Genomic DNA, 21,140 nt, shown 5'->3' on the forward strand with positions numbered 1-21,140 from the left:
ATTATTTAGATTTTCGACATTTTTCTACAATCTTATGATAAGATAATTTTGCTTATGATAACGATTACAAACGGAGGGGTATATATGAAAGAGAAAGCGCTGTCATTCAGCCAAATCTTTACTATAGGATTAATGCTTTTTGCTCTTTTCCTCGGAGCAGGTAATATGATTTTCCCGCCATTTTTAGGTCAGCAGGCCGGGGAACATGTGTGGACCGGTATTATCGGTTTTCTCATTACTGGAGTAGGACTTCCTTTATTGGGCGTTATCGCCATCGCCAAATCTGGAGGAGATCTTCAGACACTTGCAAACCGTGTTCATCCTTTATATGGACTAGTATTCACGATTGTGATGTACTTGGCCATTGGACCTTTTTTCGGGATTCCGAGAACCGGTACGGTTGCTTATGAAATCGGAGTGATCCCATTTTTACCTGAAGATGTTGCAAAATACGGTACTCCTTTATTCATTTATTCGATCATCTTTTTTGGATTAACCGCATGGCTTGCGATGAATCCTACAAAGCTCGTAGACAGAATCGGAAAGATTTTAACACCTTCCCTGCTCGTAATTCTGACGATCTTAGTGGTTAAGAGTGTGGTAACTCCTATGGGAGATTTCGGAGCACCGAACCCCGCTTATCAGGATGGAGCGCTATTCAAGGGGTTCATTGAGGGTTATTTAACGATGGATACCATCGCGGCTTTAGTATTCGGGATTGTGGTCATTAATTCCATTAAAGACCGTGGTGTGACGAGTAAAGCAAACCTGACGCGCATTACGATCATTGCAGGGGTCATCGCTGCTATCGGTTTAGCACTTGTTTATTTATCCTTAAGTTACATTGGAGCTACAAGTACAGATTCCATCGGTACACAAGCTAACGGTGGTGCCATTCTATCTGCGGCAGCGAGTCATTTATTCGGCTCATCAGGAACAATCATCCTGGGACTGGCGATTACGTTTGCATGTATCACTACGTCAGTCGGACTAGTTTCTGCATGTTCTCAATATTTCGCAAAGATTCTTCCTGTATCTTATCCGGTGTTAGTGATCATCATGTCTGTATTTAGTATGATTATTGCCAATATTGGGTTGACTCAGCTGATTGCCGTATCATTACCGGTACTCATCTTCATCTATCCTTTGGCAATCGTATTGATCTTACTGTCATTCATGCACAATGGATTTAACGGATATTCTCTCGTCTACGTGGGAGCTTTAATTCCAACAGGCTTGATCAGTTTAATTGACGGGATTAAAACCGCCGGGGTTGACGTGACAGCCATGAGTCAATCACTTGAATTCCTTCCTTTCTATACACAAGGGATCGGCTGGTTAGTGCCGGCCATGATCGGTGCAATCATTGGATTCGTTATTGCCGCACTTGCAGGACAGACAAAGCGGACGATTGAAGCCAGTTAAGACCATAAACCCTAGGGGCTAGAGGCCCCTGGAGCTTGGCAGTGCTCATGAAAAAGGACTGATTTAGAATGAATTTTCTAAATCAGTCCTTTTGATTTGTGATGAATTTTATTTTTCCTCAAGATCCATCATTTTCTCGATTTTCTTAAGAGCACCCGGCTCTACTTTTTCAATCGTTGTTGAGGCTTCTTCCAATGCTTTGCGGTAATCATATTGACGGAAGGATTCTTCAGCAGACTGAAGACCATCCCTGACAGAACTATACTTACTGCGATAGCGATTTCCGTATTGAATGATTTTCTCGGATAGAAGGACGTTTTCGATTAAATCTCCCGTCTTCGTGTAAAAATGATCGACGGTGTCTTCTGCTCCCATAAGTGTTTCTTGAACAAACTTCATGCTTAAAGGCTTCTCGGTTAAGCTGGCATTCACTTGCTCAATCTTCCGATGGACCTCATCGAGAAGATCTTTGTAATCAGCAGGTAAGCCTGGTACATTACTCTTTGAAATTATGCGGCTCGCTTCAGCCACCTTTTTCTTAAGCTCCTGGATTTTTTCGCGGGTTGCCAGTTCATCTTTACGCAAGTTTTGTAAGTAGATGGAAAACTCACTCTGTTCACGATTCAGTTCTTCCAGGCCGTTTCTGATTTCTTTTAGCTCATCACTTAGTGAGGAGTACGCAGTTTCATTCGATTCTTCTTTATTCATCAACATTTCGTGACGCTTTGAAAGCTGAATGATTTTCGTTTCAATTTCGCTCGGTGTATCAAGGTCCGCATCTTGAAGATGGTAGCCTTGTTTCACAAGTGTTACTTCCGATTGAATATCTTCATTATCTTCCTTGGCCTTGATCAATCCTTCAGTCGTTTGATCTTTATACTGATGGACAAAATGTTTGGCATGTACTTCTTTCTCCAGCAAATCATAAAGGTTCTCAACCTTTACTTTAATTTCCTGAATTCCTTCTTCTACTTCTTCTACCTTCAGCTCTTCAAGGTTTTTATTAAAGTGGAGCAGGGTATCCTTTAGGGATGCAACCTCTTTCTCTACTTCAATATGATCAAGCCTGTATCCTTGACCTTTCATCTCCACGTATCCCGCTTCAAGCTCGGACAACTGTGCAGGCAAAAGATTTTCGCAATCGGTGATCAGTTTCGGAACCGTCTCCATTTTGTAGGAAACATCCTTCATTTCCTGTGCCAGACTAAGGACTATTTCTCTTGCATCCAGATAATTCCCCTGCTCTGTTAAGTCATTGAATTGATCCATTTGTTCAGAGAGCTTATCTAAAATGTTCTCTAAGTACTTAGCGGTTTGACCATATGTATGACGATACGCAAGTAACTGCTTTTTACTGTTTCGATATTCTTCTTGAAGAGATTGAATTTCTTCACGGTTCTTCTCTTCACTGCCGATCAGTTCATTTAACTCTGTTAGAATTTGCTCGATTTTTTGTTCTATTTCAGTCAGAACATTGTCGATTCGGGAAAGGGTCTCTCTTGTTTTCGTAAAACGAAATTTATCGGTGTACTCTTCTGCATCAAATAGTAGTTCTTCAACATCAGGAAGCTGCACAGCAACAATCTCATCCCATCCCTGTCTCCAACCGTCAAACAATTCTTCTGTTTGCCCCGTCATATTCAGTTGCTTCACTTTGGAGAGTTCATCTGAAACCGGCTTGTTCATAATATCTATTTTCCAAGCTTCATACCGATCAATTTCAGCGTAATATTTTTTTCTAGAGATAAATCCGATAAGGAATACGATTAAGATAAGTATTATTCCAGCGATGACGTATTGCATCTTAAGCCCCCTGTTCAACTATTCAGTAGACATCTATATCAATTTGAATGTTTCATTAATAAATTCTCATTGCTATAATGATACCATGTTAACGACAATTTTTGACTATTAATTTCTAATTTTTCAGTGATAAAAAGTCATTTTCAGCAAATTCGAGGGAAAATAGACTTTTTTCTATGTATTTTTAATATTACTTTTTATTATTCAGGCTGTTTTCGTAAACAATGTGGTTATATAACCATATGCGAGTAGTAGTTGATTTCCGTTACAGGATGCTCGCTTTCCGCGGGGTGGGCGGTGAGCCTCCTCGAGGGTCATAAGCTAAATGGTCCAAGAAGGCAAAGAGCGCCTTCTTAGGCCCATTCAACTTATGCTTGTCGGGGCTGGGCGAGCCGTCTCCGCTTTTCGGTTGTCCCGCTATTCCCACAGGAGTCGAGCACCTTCCACTCTAATCAACTTCATGTTTAACTTTTTCACTTAGGAACCTAGTTTAAGCAAAACAATCATCGAGAAAAAGCCAATCTTTATTATAATGTGAAGGAATGAACCCTTTGTTTAACAGAGCTTTTTCATACTAAAATACAAGGAAGTGAAGACTTTTGGTGAAGGTGGACGGACATATTCATACTCCTTTTTGTCCCCATGGAAGTAACGATACATTTGAAATGTATATTGAAAGGGCACTCTCCCTAAACTATTCTGCTATAACATTTACGGAGCATGCGCCACTTCCCCAGGGTTTTGAAGATACAACACCGGACAAGGATAGCGGAATGGATCCCTCGCATCTTTTGGAATACTTTCTAACTCTGGAAATCCTTAAGGAGAAATATAAAGATAAAATCACGATTCGTTCAGGGTTAGAGGTAGATTACATTGCAGGCTTTGAGAAAGAAACAGCGGAATTTTTAAACGCTTACGGACCTCGATTGGATGATAGTATTCTTTCCGTTCATTTTTTACAACACGAGGGAAAATGGGATTGTTTGGACTTCAGTCCTGATGTATTCCAATCTATGATTGATTATTACGGATCCGTCGATGCGATTTACGAACGCTATTATGATACGGTAATAAAGTCGATCAGGGCTGACTTGGGACTCTATAAGCCTAAGCGTATCGGTCATATGACCCTCGTGAAGAAATTCCAGCAGCTGTATCCTGCCTCTCGTGCTTTTTCTGATAAAACCTCTTTGATTTTAAAAGAGATGGCATCAAGGAATTTGGAGTTGGACTATAATGGGGCTGGCCTGGTTAAACCCTACTGTGGTGAGTCCTATCCCCCAAATGATATCATTCAACAAGCTCTTTCATTAGGAATCAAGACCGTTTATGGGTCCGATGCCCATACAGCTGCAGGTGTCGGTCAAGGAAGTAGAGAGATGCAATGATAAAAACAAAGAACTCTTCTATTAACTGCGAAGAGTTCTTTTGTGTGCTTTTCCCTGCCTAGATAATAAGCTCTTTCTTCATGACTTCCTTCACTTCGGAAACGAGAAGTAAATCGATCCACTGATCAATATTTTTATAGTATTGATCGATAAAATAATATTCCTGTGGGAACATTTGCCATACTTCCCTTAATTGCTGGCTATTGAGGAACGGCATTGTCAGCATGGATTTGAGCTGAATCACCAAAAAGCTGACAGGCTGTTTCTTCAGAGCATGATCTTTCATCCCTTGTTCAAATAATCGCTTCATATAATGTCTTTCTTTCATTAAGTAGGAAGAAATGATTTCACGCACAACCTGAGAATCAATCGAAACTTCCCTCCAGATAAACCTTGCTAATTGATGATGTTCACTTTGGAATTTCAAGATTTTGTACACTGCCCGCTTTAAGCATAAATCTGCACTAACATAGTTCAAGGCTTCCACTTCTTCCTGAAGAAAGCGCAGATACTGTTCAAAGAAATGAGTAAAGCACGCTTCCAACACCCCCTGCTTTCCTTTAAAATAATAGGAGATGGTAGCAGGGTTAACATTCGCTCTTTTTGCTATATCTCGGACAGAGGTCCCATCAAAGCCATGATCATAAAACAAATACACGGCTGCTTGAAAAATGGCTTCTTTCGTTGGAATGGAAGTATCTAGTTTTTTCATATTTCCCCTTCTTTCAAATATGATAGGCGTATGAAAAAAACAGTGACGAGGATTCACTATATTAAAAATCTTTTGATGAAAAAATCTAAATCATTGAAGGTTGGGATGAATTATGCTAAAAATGGTTCAATAGATGTTTCTATTATAGTTTCTTTACTCAAAGAATTCGTGTTTTCATGTGGATTTCCTTTAAGTATTTCTCGACAGGATTTGTTGTATAAAAGGCTTGAGGGAACAAACGCACCTGAAATAACGCACATTTTGTAGAATTGGGGGAGTTGTTGATGTTTAAAGCAGAAAAATATCAAGGTACAAAGGAACAGGGCTTTGGTCTTGTAACGAAACAACTAAAAGCTCTATTAGAAGGCGAACCAAATCAAATTGCGAATTTAAGCAATGCTTCTGCCCTTTTAAATCAATTTATAGACCGTATTAACTGGGTAGGCTTTTATTTATATGAAGAAGAAAGCAATCAACTGGTGTTAGGGCCATTCCAGGGACTGCCTGCATGCGTTAGGATCCCATTGGGAAGAGGCGTTTGTGGTACATCTGCAAGTGAACAAAAAACACTTCTGATCGATGATGTTCATCAATTCCCCGGGCATATCGCATGTGATGCAGCCTCTCAATCAGAGATTGTCATTCCCCTTGTGAAAGAAGGAAAACTAATCGGGGTTCTGGATATTGATAGTCCGGAAAAAGCTAGATTTGACGAAGAGGACCAGAAGTACTTGGAGATCTTTGTGGATGAATTAATGCATCACCTTTAATCTTTGAGCGTTCTGACAGACCCTTGCCGACAGGGTCTCTCTTATTTTTTGGATGGCGATGACCTAATTCGAGGGGTTGTTGTGCTACTTTTGGCGGTTGTTGCGGCACTTTCAGCATTTATTGCGGCAAATTGTAAACATCAGTTTTTCCCCATCTAAATAAAAGAAAAGGAACCTTCCAACCAGGTTCCTTCTCCATCCTATGCCTTATCCAATGCTTGCGATAAATCATTCCATATATCTTCCGGTGCTTCCAATCCTACCGAAAGCCTTAGGAGCGTGTCACTAATTCCCATGCTTTTTCTCGACTCCTCTGGTACGACTGCATGAGTCATGGTCGCCGGATGCTGGATTAGTGTTTCTGCATCCCCCAGACTCACGGCAATCTTGATCATCTCCAGATCATCCATAAGCTTCTGGGCCCCTTCTTTCGAACCTTTTATCGTAAAGGAAATCATTCCTCCGGCTTTTTTCATTTGTTTCTTCATTACCTTATGCTGTGGGTGATTGGAATGGCCCGGGTAGATGACGGTTTCTACTGCTGGATGTTCGGCTAATAGACCTGCAATCTTCTCGGCACTTTCACAGTGACGATCCATTCGCACGGCTAACGTTTTTAATCCCCGCAATAATAACCATGCATCGAAGGGAGAAATGATTCCTCCAATATCCTTCTGAGTCGTCATGCGAATTTCTGCCATCTTCTCCTGTGATCCCACAACGAGTCCTGCGACCACATCTCCATGACCGCCGATGTACTTCGTCGCGCTATGAATGACAATATCGCATCCCAGTTCCAACGGTCGTTGCAAATAAGGAGAACAGAATGTATTATCAACTACGACAGGAATCCCTTTTTCACGGGCGACCTTCACGACAAGCTCAAGATCAATTAACTGCATAGTCGGATTGATTGGGGTTTCTACATAAATACAGCTCGTTTGTTCTGTGATTTTCTCCCGTATTTCCTCCTCTGTACTCATGGAAGAGAAATCATGTTGAATGGAGAATTTCTCTTGAAGCAACTGAAGTAAACCGAACGTACAGCCATAAACCCCTTGAGAGCATAGAACATGATCTCCTGATTTAGTTAAGGAGAATAACACGGCCGATACAGCTGCCATACCGGAACCAAAGGCAAGGGCCGACCCGCCCCCCTCTAACGATGCCATTCTGTCTTCCAGAATCGATACTGTCGGGTTACCCAATCTTGAATATATATATCCTTCCTCTTCACCGGCAAATCGATTTTCCCCTTGTTTCGCATTTGCAAAGGTATAAGTAGAAGTTTGATATAAAGGCGGCGCTAAACTATCAAAATGCTGAGATGATGCATACCCCTCATGAATCACCCTTGTTTCAAAACGCTTCTCTTCTTTCATACAGTATTCCTCCCAGTATTCCCTTTAAGTCTAAGTAACTACTATTCTAGAATATGATAACCACGACAAAAAAGAAAGCGGTTACACTAAAGTGATAAAGGGAAATGGCCTGTTTCCACCAAAAAAGAAGAACCCGGAAGAGCCATTCTGACTCATTCACGGGTTCCCGAACAATCTTAATCCATGATCATTCCATCACAATCTTTCACTACCTGATTCTTACCATTATTTTTCGCATGATAGAGTGCTTCATCTGCTTTCTTTACTAGTTCCTTTACAGACTTGGGGCAATGGTCGTCCCTTACTCTCCAAGTAGATAAGCCACAGGACAGAGTCACTGAAGGTTCTGTATTCAAAGGAATCTCCTCGACAATGCGTTGAGCAATTTCAGAACCAACCTTATGATCAAGTGAAGGAAGATAGACCGCTAATTCCTCGCCTCCCCATCTGGCAACAAATCCATGATGACTTACGATTCCTTTAATCAGGTTCGCCACCCCGATAATGACTTCATCACCTATTTGATGACCGTAATTATCATTAATCGCCTTGAAATCATCAATATCGATCAACAGCAAGGTTCCCACTGAGTCCTTGTTCATTGAAGATTCCATTTCATCATCAAGATAATTCCGTGCGAATAATTTGGTCATATGATCGGTAATGACCATATGCTCGAGTTTCTCACGAAGGGTTGCATTGGTTATCGCAAGGGTCGAATGATGGATAAACGACTGAAGCAACTTGTACATATCAAATGAAAACATGTACGGTTCTTTATGTAACACTACGCAAAACCCTAACAGGGCTTCATTTTGAATCATGGGCACTGCCATAACGGAAGGAAAGACCACTCCCTCTTCGAATCGATCGCTTACATCTCCTAAAAAGATGGCATCCCGTTCCTTCTCGATTCTCGCCTTTACATAAGAAATATACTTTTCACCTTCTTGTTCAAAAAAAACAGAAGAGCTTTCTTCCAGGATTCTGTATTCGCCTTTTTGAAGGAGAACAAATCCGATGGCCGATGCCTGAAAGGATCGTTTAATCTGTTTCTTTAAAAACAGGACCGTATCCGTTAATCGTAAATTCAAATTTAACTGATGGGAGGTTTCATTAATTAGCTGCAAATCGGTAATGAGCCTTTTAGACTGTTCATAAAGTTTGGCATTTTCAAGGGCATTCCCTGCCGTATAGGCAAGTAAGCGAATGAACTCGATCTTCTGTTCCGTAAAGGTGAAGTGGGCCTTTGACTTTACTTCAAGAACGCCATAGATCCCTTGTTTTCCTTTTAAAGGAGCATAGAGGACATTCTGTTCTCTCATTTCTATACTCCCATTGACAAATGCCTGCATGGCAGACTCATTGGCACGATCAAAGTCAAAGTTTCTAATGGGAAGTGTCCCGAATTCATACCGGTCGTTAGACAATAACAAGTGGAATTCATCGATTGGAAACACCTGCTTCAACGTTTCAATAATCTCCACTAGAAGCGTATAAACATCCCTGGTTGAGTGAAAGGTCTCCGTTACTTTAAATAATTCCCTGTATCGTTTTTCATCTTCGAGTACAGTCTGGATTCCACCTGTATGCTGTAAAAATTGATTGCTGGCTTCCCAAAAAGAATGGAGCCAACTATCGTATGCCTTCTCTTTACGATCATCCCTCTTTACTAATAGAATCGCTAGAGGACTTCCATCTTTATTTGTAAAGTGAAAACGGATGGTGATATCATCTTTCTCAACCATAACAGGACGAGAAATGTATTTTTCCCTTGTTTCAGCAAGCGTGAGGGGAACATCCTCATTGTCACTGGGGTGATATAAGAAATAGGCAGACTCGCTATAAAAATATAAAAATGCCCGATCAATATCAAGGCAGTCTTTAATAATTGTCAGCCACTTTTGCAAATGAGCAGAATGCCCCAATTCAACTGACATTTCTTCATAGATTAAATCAAACAGCTTTGATTTATATTCAAGCAAAGAATTATGAACAACGTACATTTTTCTCACCCACACCTAAAAGGTTTGTGAAACAATTAACATCATTGACCTTGAGCCAGCACCAGATCCTCTTGTAATACCACGAGCCATAAGGACTTATTTACCGATAAAGAATGGACTTCCACGGGTTCATCTTTTTGATCTGACAAATCCAGTTGAATCGGGTCTTTGTTCTCTCTAAAGGAAATATCTACCAACTGCTTATGCTCGTTATATTTAAAGGGTTGTTTACTGGAAATCACCGAAGAAGGAGCGTCCTTCTTTTCTTGTAAAACCTCTAAAGATTTCGAAAATAACACCCATTGTTTCTTATCTAATTGGACCCAAATTCCCTCTTTATCCTTTGTGAGTCCTATCATTTTCACTCTTTTCTGTAACGACACACTATGTAATACCTTGAAATAATACTGATTGCTTCTATCAAGCTCATATATAATAAAGACAGGCTGATCTTGAGCCATTTTTGCTACAGCGATAACGGGGTTCTGCTCTTTATTTCCTGCAGTTAATACCTCCGCATGGATCGATTGTCCAGACTCATCTACTTGTTCTGAGGAAGTGGAGGAATAAACCAACCCTCCGAAAACAACCAGTACGCACAGACCGATTAATACAAATCGAAGGGTCTTTTCTCTTTTTGATTCTTTCAATGACATTCACCTATTCAACATATTTTCCAACTTTTATTATATCACAAGAAATGACTTTTGGACTATTTTGTTTAGAGAACAACACTCGTAAGAATCTATGAAATTTCTTCATCTTAAAATACTTCCTTGACTTCTATTCTCTCCCGTCATATAATATTCTTTGTGTAAAATAATGCAGCTTCAGTGAAGTCCTTTATGATCGTATTTTGTTCCTCTACTTCTTGAGGTGTATCTTGTAACCCTCTGCTGCTAGGGCGAAGGTACATGAAAACAAAATTCACATAATTGTTTATTCACAGGTGTTTTTATTTTACAACAAAATAAAAACAATAAAGGAGGAGTCATTCATGGCTCGATATACTGGCCCAAGCTGGAAATTATCTCGTCGTCTTGGAATCTCTCTAAGCGGTACGGGTAAAGAATTAGAAAAGCGTCCTTACGCTCCTGGACAACATGGTCCTAACCAACGTAAAAAAATCTCTGAGTACGGTTTACAACTTCAAGAGAAGCAAAAACTTCGTCACATGTACGGAGTAACTGAGCGTCAATTCCGTAACCTATTTGACCAAGCTGGCAAATTACAAGGTAAACACGGTGAAAACTTCATGGCGCTACTTGAGTGCCGCCTGGATAACGTTGTTTATCGTTTAGGTTTAGCTCGTACTCGCCGTCAAGCACGTCAACTTGTTAACCACGGTCACGTAACAGTGAACGGATCTCGCGTAGACATCCCTTCATTCCGCGTACTTCCTGGTCAAACAATCTCAGTTCGTGAAAAATCACGTAACCTTGACATCATCAAAGAATCGATGGAAGTGAACAGCTTTGTTCCTGAATTCCTAACTTTCGATGCTGACAAATTAGAAGGTACTTTCACACGCGTTCCTGAACGTTCTGAATTACCGGCTGAAATTAACGAAGCTCTTATCGTTGAGTTCTACTCTCGTTAATCTTTGTAAGAAAAACACTGTTCATTTTATGGGCAGTGTTTTTTTTGTGTTCATAGCTATTCTTTTCATTCCAGGTGTAGGCGAGATTTCACGGCGTCTTGCGGTGTCCGGGAAAAATCGATGTCCATATAACCGGGACCCCTTTCCCCTTCTGATGCCTGCACCTGAAGATTTTTTGCATTTTTTGGCGAAATAGAATCCAATTATACGATTTTAAGGTTCAGGTAGGGGCCGGATGGGGTGATTGGATGGTTTATGTTATTACGATTTTCTACTTTCGTCCGGGTTTTTATCTATTATGAATCGATTTCGTTTAGTTATGATCCGAATTCCTGATTTATGAACCAGTTCCACTCTTTATGATCCAGATTCCTGATTTATGATCCTTTTGTCGATAAATATGACTGAATACCAACTCACTTTTTTGACCATTCTGTACAACCTTCCAGTTGAACGGTATAAATAACTAAAGTGGATGATTGCAAATCGCTCTTCCCGCTTAGTAAATGCTTCACACTCCAACAGTACACATTGACAGAACGATAAAAAAAGCACGGTACCCGCTCCAAAAAATAGAAACGGATACCGCACTGACAGATTCAATAATAGTATTATACGTACTGAATTCTAAAATATTTCTTCTTTCCGCGACGAATGATCGTAAATTGCCCTTCAATCATATCATTCTCATGAATCTCATGTTGAAGGTCTGTTACACGTTCACCATTAATGTAAATCGCTCCGTTCCCGACATCCTCTCGTGCCTGGCGTTTAGAAGGTGAGATTTTCCCATTGACGAGAAGGTCGATCAATCCGATTGCATCTCCTTTAGGCTGTTCGAATGAAGGAACATCTTTAAATCCTTCAAGAATTTCAGAAGCCGATAAAGATTTGATCTCACCACTGAATAATGCTTGTGTAATGCGGATGGCTTGATCAAGAGCTTCTTCACCATGTATCAGTTTTGTCATTTCTTCAGCCAGTGCCTTTTGCGCCTTGCGAAGATGAGGTTCCGTTTCAACAGACTGTGCCAAAGCATCGATCTCTTCGTGTGAAAGGAATGTAAAGTATTTCAAGTATTTCACGACATCCGCATCGGCCGCATTGATCCAGAACTGGTAGAACTCGTAAGGAGATGTCTTCTTCGGATCTAACCAAATCGCTCCACTTTCTGTTTTACCAAATTTACTTCCATCCGCTTTTGTTACAAGTGGAATCGTGAAACCAAACGCCTTCGTTTCTTCTTCATGGGTACGTCTGATCAGTTCAAGACCAGTCGTGATATTCCCCCACTGATCACTACCGCCGATTTGAAGCTTACAATTGTAGTTGTCATATAGATGATTGAAGTCCAGGGCTTGCAGAATGGTATACGTAAATTCAGTGAACGAAATCCCTGATTCCAAGCGTGACGCAATCGTATCTTTTGCCAGCATGTAATTCACACCCACGTGCTTACCGAAATCACGAAGGAATGTGACAACATCCATCGCTCCGATCCAGTCATAGTTATTCACCATCACTGCACCATTTTCCCCTTCGAAATCAAAGATGCTTTGGAGTTGTGTTTTAATGCTTGCTACATTTCCCTGTATTGCTTCAACCGTTTGCAGTTTACGCTCTTCATTTTTACCACTTGGATCACCAATCAAGCCAGTTGCCCCACCCACTAGCATAAGTGGACGATGACCTTGATTCTGGAAGCGTCTTAATGTTAAAAATGGGAGCAGATGCCCGATATGCATACTGTCTGCTGTCGGATCGATCCCGCAGTATATGGAGATGCTTTCTTTATCCAATAGATCCTTCAGCCCTTCAGCGTCCGTTTGTTGATACGTGATTCCACGCCATTCCAAGTCCTTTATTAAATCCATGTTTTTTCCTCCTTTTTTGTAAAACACACACGGCAATACCCATAAAAAGACAACAAAAAAGTCCCTGCATACATGCAGGGACGCTGTCGCGCGGTACCACCCAAATTAAGGAATTACATCCTTCACTCATTAAAGATAACGGCTTTAACCGTTTGCTGCTACTAAAGGTTCACAGCAAAAGCTCCAGGATGTAATTCATCGGCCATTTGTGTCAGTTCACAGCACCCACTGACTCTCTTTATAACAGGGAAGGCAGACTACTTATTCCTCTCATTGCGATCACACGTTCATTTTTTTAGTAAGTAAATCCGACAGTGAGTCAGATCGTCATTCATTTCGCTATATAAGGTTTTTACCATATTTTAAAATAATAGTCAACTAAACTCCTTATAAAAGACCATTTTATTTGACTTTTTACGACAGCCTTCCTGTAAATATGCTATAATGGGAATGTTCTGGGGGGAATGATTATATGAAAGAAAAATGGAACAAATTACTCGAAAAACTAGACCCTGCAATCAGGTTCTTTTCAAATACTGGATTTCAAAAACGAGCAAGAATTACATACGGAGTATTTTGGAACCTTTCCTTGATCCTTGTTGTTATATTTGTATTAGGTTTTGTATTTGCAGGAGGAGTTGGAGCGGGATATTTCGCTTCTCTCGTGAAGGAAGAACCGATCCGTCCTTATGACCAAATGAAAAAGGACATATACAACTACGAAGAAACGTCGCAGCTTTACTTCGCCGATGATGTATATTTGGGAAAACTTCGAACTGACTTAGAGCGCGAAGAAGTGAAGCTTGAAAATGTTTCTGAAGATCTGCGAAATGCTGTTATTGCCACGGAAGATGAATACTTCAAAGAACATAACGGTGTCGTACCGAAAGCGATCATGCGTGCCGTACTTCAGGAATTCACCAATTCCTCTACCCAATCAGGTGGAAGTACACTCACACAACAGCTAATCAAAAACCAAATATTGACGAATGAAGTATCATTTGAAAGAAAAGCAAAGGAAATACTCCTCGCCCTTCGCTTGGAACGTTTCTTTGAAAAGGACGAAATCCTGGAAGCCTACCTGAATGTAGCGACACTTGGACGTAATTCTTCCGGTCGGAATATCGCCGGGGTCCAATCTGCTGCCCAAGGGATATTCGGAGTGGACGCCAAGGACTTAACCTTGCCACAATCCGCGTTCATTGCAGGACTTCCACAAGCTCCATTCTCTTACACTCCATTTACGAATAATGGAGAAATGAAAGAGAATCTGGAAGCTGGAATGAGCCGTAAAAACACTGTACTCTTCAGAATGCACCGAGAAGGATATATTACAAAAAAAGAGTACGATGAAGCGGTTGCTTATGACCTAACGAAAGATTTCATCAAGCCTAAACCATCACCGAGTGAACAGTATCCTTGGCTGACTGCTGAACTTGAAAGCAGAGCAGTGGATATCATGACGGATGTACTTGCCGAAAAAGACGGCTATTCAAAACAGGATCTTGAAAATAATGATGAACTTGAAGAAAAATACCATACGTTAGCAGACCGCAATGTTCGTCAAAGCGGTTATCAGATTCACTCAACCATCAATAAAAAAATCTATGATCAAATGCAAAAGACTAAAGATGCCTACGAAATGTATGGACCTTCCAAATATGTACCGGGAACGGACCCTGAAACAGGAGAAGAAGTGGAAGTGCAGGAACCGGTTCAGGTCGGAGCGATCATGATCGAGAACAAAACGGGGCGCATCATCAGTTTCATCGGCGGCCGTGACTTTAAAACAGAACAAATCAATCACGCCACTCAAGCTCTGAGATCGAATGGGTCTACCATGAAACCATTACTTGCTTATGCTCCGGCACTGGAATACGGGTATATTTCACCTGGATCCCCTATTCCTGACGTTGGTGTGAACATTAATGGCTGGCAGCCTGAAAACTACTCGCTTAATGAACGTGGACTTTTCCCTGCAAGATACGCACTCGCAGAATCATTGAACTTACCTGCTGTAAGAACATATGCCAATATCTATAACCGAAATCCATTTAAAGAATTCCTTCTTAAAATGGGCTTTTCATCACTAACCAGCAGATACGATAATAACCTGTCCCTTTCACTCGGAGCCACAACAAGTGGTGTTACAGTCGAAGAAAACGTGAATGCCTACACTACCTTTGCAAATGGAGGAAAATTCATTGATGCCTACATGATTGATAAAATTGTCGATCAAGAAGGCAATGTGGTTTACGAGCATAAAGTAGAACCGGTGGATGTATTCAGTCCGCAAACTGCTTACCTGACCATCGATATGATGAGAGATACCCTGGATCATTCACTTGGGACGGGACGTTATGCGAAGAAATTCCTGAACTTTGGTTCAGACTGGGCCGGGAAATCCGGAACGAGTCAGGAATACAAGGATCACTGGTTTGTCGCATCCAATCCGAGCATTACATTCGGAACCTGGTTCGGATATGACACACCTTCTTCATTAAATACCCCGGGATCCCGGGCACAGTATGGACATTATGGATTGCGTAATATCCGCTTATGGTCATACCTATTGAATGATACGAGAGACCTGGCTCCTGAACTGATTGATCCCGATGCACAATTCCAGCAGCCGGAAGGTGTTGTAAGAAGATCCTTCTGCTCGATTTCGGGATTACTGCCATCAGAAGCATGCAGTCAGGCCGGGTTAGTAAAAAGTGATTTATTCAACGCTAAATATGTACCGACTAAAACAGATGACAGCTTACTCATGAGCCGTTATGTCATGGTAAACGGAACGAAATATTTAGCTCTGCCTAATACACCGGAAGAATTTTCACAGCCAGGAGTGATCTTGAATCCTGACTTTGTGAAGAATGTATTTGGTTCTGTACCTGGAAATCCAAACAAACTCATTCCGGAAGGTGACAATCGATTTAAAAATGTTCTGATTGCAGAAAACAAAATTTCAGACGATGGAGCAGCTCCAGGGACGGTAAAAGCAAGTGCTAATGGAAATACCATCACTTGGACCCCTTCTGCAAGCGGAGATGTCGTCGGATATCGTGTATTCAGTAAATCAGGCAGCAAAGTCGGAAGCGTCATATCCGGCTCCAGTTATTCTGTGTCCGTTGGAAATGGAGAGTACTATGTGGTTGCCGTTGACGTAGCAGGTAAACCATCAAGCCCATCCAACACGGTACAAATTGGAAAACCAAAGCCAAAACCGGAACCGAAGCCTGAGAAGCCGGCAACGGATCCGAAACCACCTGGTGATAAACCGGCCGATCCTCCTCCTAAACCAGACAAGCCTGAGCCACCACCACCAGCTGATGATGGAGGCGGAGATGGCGGGGGTGACGATGGAGGAACCGAGCCACCAACTGAACCCGAACCACCTGCTGAGCAAAATTAGATCGCAATAGAAAAAACGAGCAAAAGTATTTACTTTTTGCTCGTTTTTTTGTATTGGGTGAGGGTGAAGGACTGAATTGTGATGGATGGTATGATGATTTGGAGTGTCCCTTTGGTCTTCCATGCCATTTTGGAAATTTATCTGGCATATATTCGTTTTATCTGCTGTTTTTTCAGTTTATCTGCCATCACTCATAAATCGACAAATTCTGCGAGCCCCCTCTCTCCCCCAGTCATCTATCCCTCAACCAAAACAGTAATCAAAAAAACCCCCACTCACCAAGAGCAGAGGTTTTTCATCTATTAATCTTCCATTGTACTTAAATCACCAGTAGGAAGGTCTAATTCCCATGCCTTCAACACGCGGCGCATGATTTTCCCGCTTCGTGTTTTAGGCAGCTTGTCTCTGAATTCGATTTCTCTTGGAGCCGCATGGGCAGCCAACCCTTTTTTCACGAATTGGCGAATCTCTTCTTTCAGCTCATCTGTCACTTCGTAGCCGTCGCGAAGAGCGATAAACGCTTTAATGATTTCGCCGCGAACCGGATCAGGTTTTCCAATAACGCCTGCTTCGGCAACAGCCGGATGTTCTACGAGCTTGCTTTCTACCTCAAACGGACCTACTCGTTCCCCAGACGTCATGATGACATCATCAATCCGGCCCTGGAACCAGAAATATCCGTCTTCATCCATATAAGCTGAATCTCCTGAAACATACCAGTCACCAGGCATAAAGTATGATTCATACTTCTGTGGATTATTCCAGATCTGGTTCATCATGGATGGCCAGCCTTTTTTGATTGCTAAGTTCCCCATGCGGTAAGGAGGCACTTCGTTTCCTTGATCATCCACAATCGCCGCCTTTACACCAGGGAATGGTTTCCCCATGGATCCAGGCTTGATTTCCATGCTCGGATAGTTACAGATCAATTGACCTCCTGTTTCAGTCATCCACCAAGTATCGTGGATGCGCATGCTGAATACTTTCATTCCCCAGCGGACAACCTCAGGGTTCAAGGGTTCTCCTACGCTCAGGACATGGCGAAGGGAGCTTAAGTCGAATTGTTTCACGACTTCATCACCGGCACCCATCAACATCCGGAAGGCCGTTGGAGCACTGTACCAAACCGTTACTCCATAATCTTCGATCGTTTTATACCAGTTCTCCGGCTTGAAGCGTCCCCCTACAATGACGTTCGCGGCACCTGTCAGCCACGGACCGAAGATTCCATAGGAAGTCCCTGTAACCCAGCCCGGATCCGCTGTGCACCAATACACATCCTCTTCCTGAAGGTCGAGCACCCACTTGGAAGTTTGGTAATGTTGGATCATAGCGTTATGGACATGTAGGACCCCTTTTGGTTTTCCAGTGGACCCTGATGTATAGTGAAGGATCAACCCATCGTTCCGGTCTACCCATTCTACTGCCAGTTTATTGCTCGCTTCAGCAAATTTTGAAAGGAAGTCTACATGGACATCGTCCTCCTGTACATCTTCCCCAATTAAGAAAACATGCTTTAAGTTTGGAAGTTCACTTACCGGAACCCTCTTTAAAAGCTCAGGAGTTGTGATCAGTACCTTTGCTTCACTATCCTCTAAACGATCACGAACGGCTCCCTCCATGAATGCTTCAAACAAAGGACCTACGATAGCACCCAGTTTGATCGCACCTAATACGGAGAAATACAATTCCGGTGATCTCGGCATGAAGATGAAGACACGGTCACCTTTTTCAACATCCCCAAAACGCTTCAATACATTTCCTGCTTTGTTCGACATCTTCTTCATATCAGAGTACGTATATTTTTCATCACGTTCTGCATCTCGGTAATAAAGAGCGACTTTGTTTTTCCTGAAAGATACTGCATGTCGGTCAATCGCTTCATGAGCCAGATTGACACGTCCTGTTTCCGCCCATGAAAATTCTTTTTCGACATCTTTCCAATCAAATGATTCATACGTATTTTCATAGCTTTCAAGATTATAGTTTCCCTTCGTTACTGGTAACGCTTCCACTTTCATATACCGCATCCCCCTTATGTAAGAAATTACAATCTTATTATAGTATAAATTTAATATTTTCTCAATTTTTTAAAAAATCTGCCATAAGGTGTTCTTTGCTGTGTTTTGTATAAAAACTCTTCAAACCCTTGTTCTAGATAGGTATTGCAGAATAACTTCCCCGCTTCAAACGTCTGAAAATTTCGTGAAAGCGCTATACATTTTTTAATTTCATGTATAATGGACCTTGAGGAATATCTTTAGGTGGTGTCCAGATGAAATTGAAAAAAACCTATAATGCAACAGAATTGAAAACAACAATGGGAAATCTCATTATTGAAGGCCCGATTTCCGCGGAAGAATTAGCCAGGCTTGACTTTCACGAGGACTTGGTCGCTTTCAGACCCCCTTCCCAGCAGCATAAAGCCCTTGTAGAGATTGCCAGTTTACCAGAAGGCCGAATCCTGATCGCGAGAGATCATCATACGATTGTTGGCTATGTTACATATTTATATCCTGATCCCCTTGAACGCTGGTCTCAAGGAAAAATGGAAAATCTGATTGAGCTTGGAGCAATCGAGGTCATCCCTAAATTCCGCGGGGCTTCCGTCGGAAAAAATCTTTTAAAGGTCTCCATGATGGATGATCATATGGAAGACTTTATTGTCATTACGACTGAATATTATTGGCATTGGGATTTAAAAGGGACTGGCCTGAACGTGTGGGAATATCGTAAAGTGATGGAAAAAATGATGAACGCCGGCGGATTGGAATATTACGCAACGGATGACCCTGAAATTAGTTCCCATCCAGCGAATTGTTTAATGGCGAGAATCGGTACTAGAGTGGATCCAGATTCCATCCAACGATTTGATCAACTGAGGTTTATGAATCGTTTTATGTATTAATGGAATTCTGACAAGTTTTCTAAAGGGGTGGAGAACGTGATTGTAGAAGAAATTATGAAAACGAAAGTCGAAACATTAAAGGCAGACGATACAATTGAAACAGCCATAAAATTAATGCGGGAGAAGAAGATCAAGCATATCCCGATTACAAATCGTGATATGGAAGTGATCGGGATCGTAAGTGACCGTGATGTAAAAGACGGGACCCCATCTATTTTTCATGATGAGTCCCCAACCAGCGAATTGCAGAATCCGCTTAAATTGATCATGAAGAAAGATGTGATCACAGGTCATCCCCTGGATTTTGTCGAAGAGGTTGCGGCTCTCTTTTATGAGCACCGGATCAGCTGCCTTCCTATTTTAAAGGAAAAGAAGCTCGTCGGAATCATTACTGAAACAGACCTGTTGTACACTCTCATTCAACTGACGGGAGCCCACCAACCCGGCTCTCAAATCGAAGTGAAAGTCCCGCATAAAGCGGGCATTCTTTACGAGGTAGCCGGTATCATCAGAAGGAATAACTCCAATATTCAAAGTGTCCTTGTGTATCCGGATAAACAGGACGAACAGTTTAAAATCCTTGTGTTCCGAGTAAGAACGATGAATCCGATGAATGTGATCAATGATCTAAAGAAAGAAGGATATGACGTGTTATGGCCAAACATGCCAGGAATCTCATCATGACCAAGGATGCTGTTTTCATCTATTCAGACGAACTCCTCGGATATCGGTTCTCTGATGAGCATCCCTTCAATCAAACCCGATTGACCCTGACGATGGATTTACTCAAAGAAGCAAACGCTCTTCAATCAGATGAAATCGTTCCACCACGAATGGCTACCGATGAAGAGTTATTTCTTAATCATGATCCCAACTATGTAAACGCCGTCAAACGAGCGAGTGTCGGCCAACTCTCTCAAGATCGGGCAGAAGGGTTTGGAATTGGTACAGAGGATACCCCGATGTTTCAAGGGATGCATGAAGCGAGTGCTTATTTGGTAGGGGGGACGCTAACGGCTGTTGACCATGTCATGACGGGAAAAGCGAAGCATGCCCTCCATCTCGGCGGTGGACTGCATCATGGTTTCAAAGGAAAAGCATCAGGATTCTGTATTTATAACGACAGTTCGGTGGCGATCCGCTACTTGCAGGAAAAGTACGGGGCTCGGGTCTTATACGTCGATACAGATGCTCATCACGGAGATGGCGTTCAGTGGTCCTTTTACGATGATCCGGACGTGTGTACCCTTTCCATCCATGAGACAGGCCGCTACCTCTTCCCAGGGACAGGCAATATTAATGAGCGCGGTCACGGAAAAGGATATGGGTATTCGTTCAATATCCCTCTCGATGCCTTTACAGAGGATGAATCGTGGCTCGAAGCTTACGAAACGTCCTTTCGCGAAATAATTGAATTCTTCAAGCCCGACGTCATATTGACTCAAAACGGGGCAGATGCCCATTATTATGATCCACTCACCCACCTTTCGGCTACCATGAATATATACCGGGAAATCCCACGTATCGCCCACGAATTGGCTCACGAGTACTGCGGGGGCAAATGGATCGCCGTTGGGGGCGGGGGCTACGATATTTGGAGAGTGGTTCCGAGAGCTTGGGCGCTGATTTGGATGCAAATGACCAATCGATTGGACTGCACCTCTTCATTCCCTTCTAAATGGACGGAACGCTGGCAAAGTAAAGCAGGGGTCACCTTACCATCTGAATGGTGGGATAGACCTGACATTTACAAGCCTATCCCGAGAAAAGGCGAAATCACCGAGAAGAATAAGCAAACCGTAGAAAAAGCTCTTTACTCCATCCGGCAGCAGCTCAGACAAAAACCAGGTAGTT

The 21,140-nt window shown here is 42.0% G+C and carries 15 protein-coding genes and 1 other annotated feature; of the genes, 8 read left to right on the forward strand and 7 right to left on the reverse strand.

The window, feature by feature from the left end:
• The first annotated feature begins 84 nt into the window (after positions 1 to 84).
• The gene (gene brnQ / locus AC6CIB_RS15550) at positions 85 to 1,425 is read left to right on the forward strand and encodes a branched-chain amino acid transport system II carrier protein (RefSeq protein WP_498282135.1); all 1,341 of its coding nucleotides are present in this window, start codon (positions 85 to 87) and stop codon (positions 1,423 to 1,425) included.
• Between the two features lie 108 nt (positions 1,426 to 1,533).
• On the opposite strand, the gene ezrA is transcribed toward brnQ, so the two are convergent.
• A complete protein-coding gene (ezrA, locus tag AC6CIB_RS15555; RefSeq protein WP_498282137.1) occupies positions 1,534 to 3,228 on the reverse strand; it encodes a septation ring formation regulator EzrA in 1,695 nt (564 codons plus the stop codon).
• Positions 3,229 to 3,830: 602 nt separating this feature from the next.
• On the opposite strand from ezrA, the gene hisJ reads away from it, so the two are divergent.
• Positions 3,831 to 4,619 (forward strand): histidinol-phosphatase HisJ, encoded by a 789-nt coding sequence (gene hisJ / locus AC6CIB_RS15560; RefSeq protein WP_498282191.1) that lies wholly within the window; start codon positions 3,831 to 3,833, stop codon positions 4,617 to 4,619.
• A gap of 58 nt (positions 4,620 to 4,677) precedes the next feature.
• Here hisJ and refZ read toward each other — a convergent pair whose 3' ends face one another.
• Positions 4,678 to 5,331, reverse strand: a complete 654-nt coding sequence (gene refZ / locus AC6CIB_RS15565) for a forespore capture DNA-binding protein RefZ (protein WP_498282139.1) — start codon at positions 5,329 to 5,331, stop codon at positions 4,678 to 4,680.
• Between the two features lie 284 nt (positions 5,332 to 5,615).
• Here refZ and AC6CIB_RS15570 point away from each other — a divergent pair, with 284 nt between their 5' ends.
• Positions 5,616 to 6,101, forward strand: a complete 486-nt coding sequence (locus tag AC6CIB_RS15570; RefSeq protein ID WP_498282141.1) for a GAF domain-containing protein — start codon at positions 5,616 to 5,618, stop codon at positions 6,099 to 6,101.
• 200 nt (positions 6,102 to 6,301) lie between these two features.
• Here the strand turns inward: AC6CIB_RS15570 and megL are convergent, their stop codons facing one another.
• The 3 genes from megL to AC6CIB_RS15585 form a co-directional block, all read right to left on the reverse strand.
• Entirely contained in the window at positions 6,302 to 7,483 is a 1,182-nt protein-coding gene (gene megL, locus AC6CIB_RS15575) for a methionine gamma-lyase (protein ID WP_498282143.1), read from the reverse strand.
• 176 nt (positions 7,484 to 7,659) lie between these two features.
• A complete protein-coding gene (locus AC6CIB_RS15580; RefSeq protein WP_498282145.1) occupies positions 7,660 to 9,489 on the reverse strand; it encodes a sensor domain-containing diguanylate cyclase in 1,830 nt (609 codons plus the stop codon).
• Between the two features lie 41 nt (positions 9,490 to 9,530).
• Positions 9,531 to 10,139 (reverse strand): hypothetical protein, encoded by a 609-nt coding sequence (locus AC6CIB_RS15585; RefSeq protein ID WP_498282147.1) that lies wholly within the window; start codon positions 10,137 to 10,139, stop codon positions 9,531 to 9,533.
• A 347-nt stretch (positions 10,140 to 10,486) separates the two neighbouring features.
• Here AC6CIB_RS15585 and rpsD point away from each other — a divergent pair, with 347 nt between their 5' ends.
• Positions 10,487 to 11,089, forward strand: a complete 603-nt coding sequence (rpsD, locus tag AC6CIB_RS15590; protein WP_498282149.1) for a 30S ribosomal protein S4 — start codon at positions 10,487 to 10,489, stop codon at positions 11,087 to 11,089.
• 611 nt (positions 11,090 to 11,700) lie between these two features.
• Here the strand turns inward: rpsD and tyrS are convergent.
• Positions 11,701 to 12,963, reverse strand: a complete 1,263-nt coding sequence (gene tyrS, locus AC6CIB_RS15595) for a tyrosine--tRNA ligase (protein ID WP_498282151.1) — start codon at positions 12,961 to 12,963, stop codon at positions 11,701 to 11,703.
• Between the two features lie 73 nt (positions 12,964 to 13,036).
• Positions 13,037 to 13,246: a binding site (T-box leader), on the reverse strand.
• A gap of 189 nt (positions 13,247 to 13,435) precedes the next feature.
• Between tyrS and AC6CIB_RS15600 the strand changes: the two genes are divergently transcribed.
• A complete protein-coding gene (locus AC6CIB_RS15600; RefSeq protein WP_498282153.1) occupies positions 13,436 to 16,378 on the forward strand; it encodes a transglycosylase domain-containing protein in 2,943 nt (980 codons plus the stop codon).
• A 302-nt stretch (positions 16,379 to 16,680) separates the two neighbouring features.
• On the opposite strand, the gene acsA is transcribed toward AC6CIB_RS15600, so the two are convergent.
• A complete protein-coding gene (acsA, locus tag AC6CIB_RS15605) occupies positions 16,681 to 18,399 on the reverse strand; it encodes an acetate--CoA ligase (protein ID WP_498282155.1) in 1,719 nt (572 codons plus the stop codon).
• Between the two features lie 254 nt (positions 18,400 to 18,653).
• Between acsA and AC6CIB_RS15610 the strand changes: the two genes are divergently transcribed.
• From AC6CIB_RS15610 to AC6CIB_RS15620, 3 genes are all read left to right on the forward strand, one after another.
• The gene (locus tag AC6CIB_RS15610; RefSeq protein WP_498282157.1) at positions 18,654 to 19,286 is read left to right on the forward strand and encodes a GNAT family N-acetyltransferase; all 633 of its coding nucleotides are present in this window, start codon (positions 18,654 to 18,656) and stop codon (positions 19,284 to 19,286) included.
• A 36-nt stretch (positions 19,287 to 19,322) separates the two neighbouring features.
• Positions 19,323 to 19,970, forward strand: a complete 648-nt coding sequence (locus AC6CIB_RS15615) for an acetoin utilization AcuB family protein (RefSeq protein ID WP_498282159.1) — start codon at positions 19,323 to 19,325, stop codon at positions 19,968 to 19,970.
• A partial coding sequence (locus AC6CIB_RS15620) for an acetoin utilization protein AcuC (protein WP_498282193.1) occupies positions 19,967 to 21,140 on the forward strand: 1,174 nt, incomplete at its 3' end. The genes AC6CIB_RS15615 and AC6CIB_RS15620, both read left to right, overlap by 4 nt.

Source organism: Rossellomorea sp. GQ25, assembly GCF_059758515.1.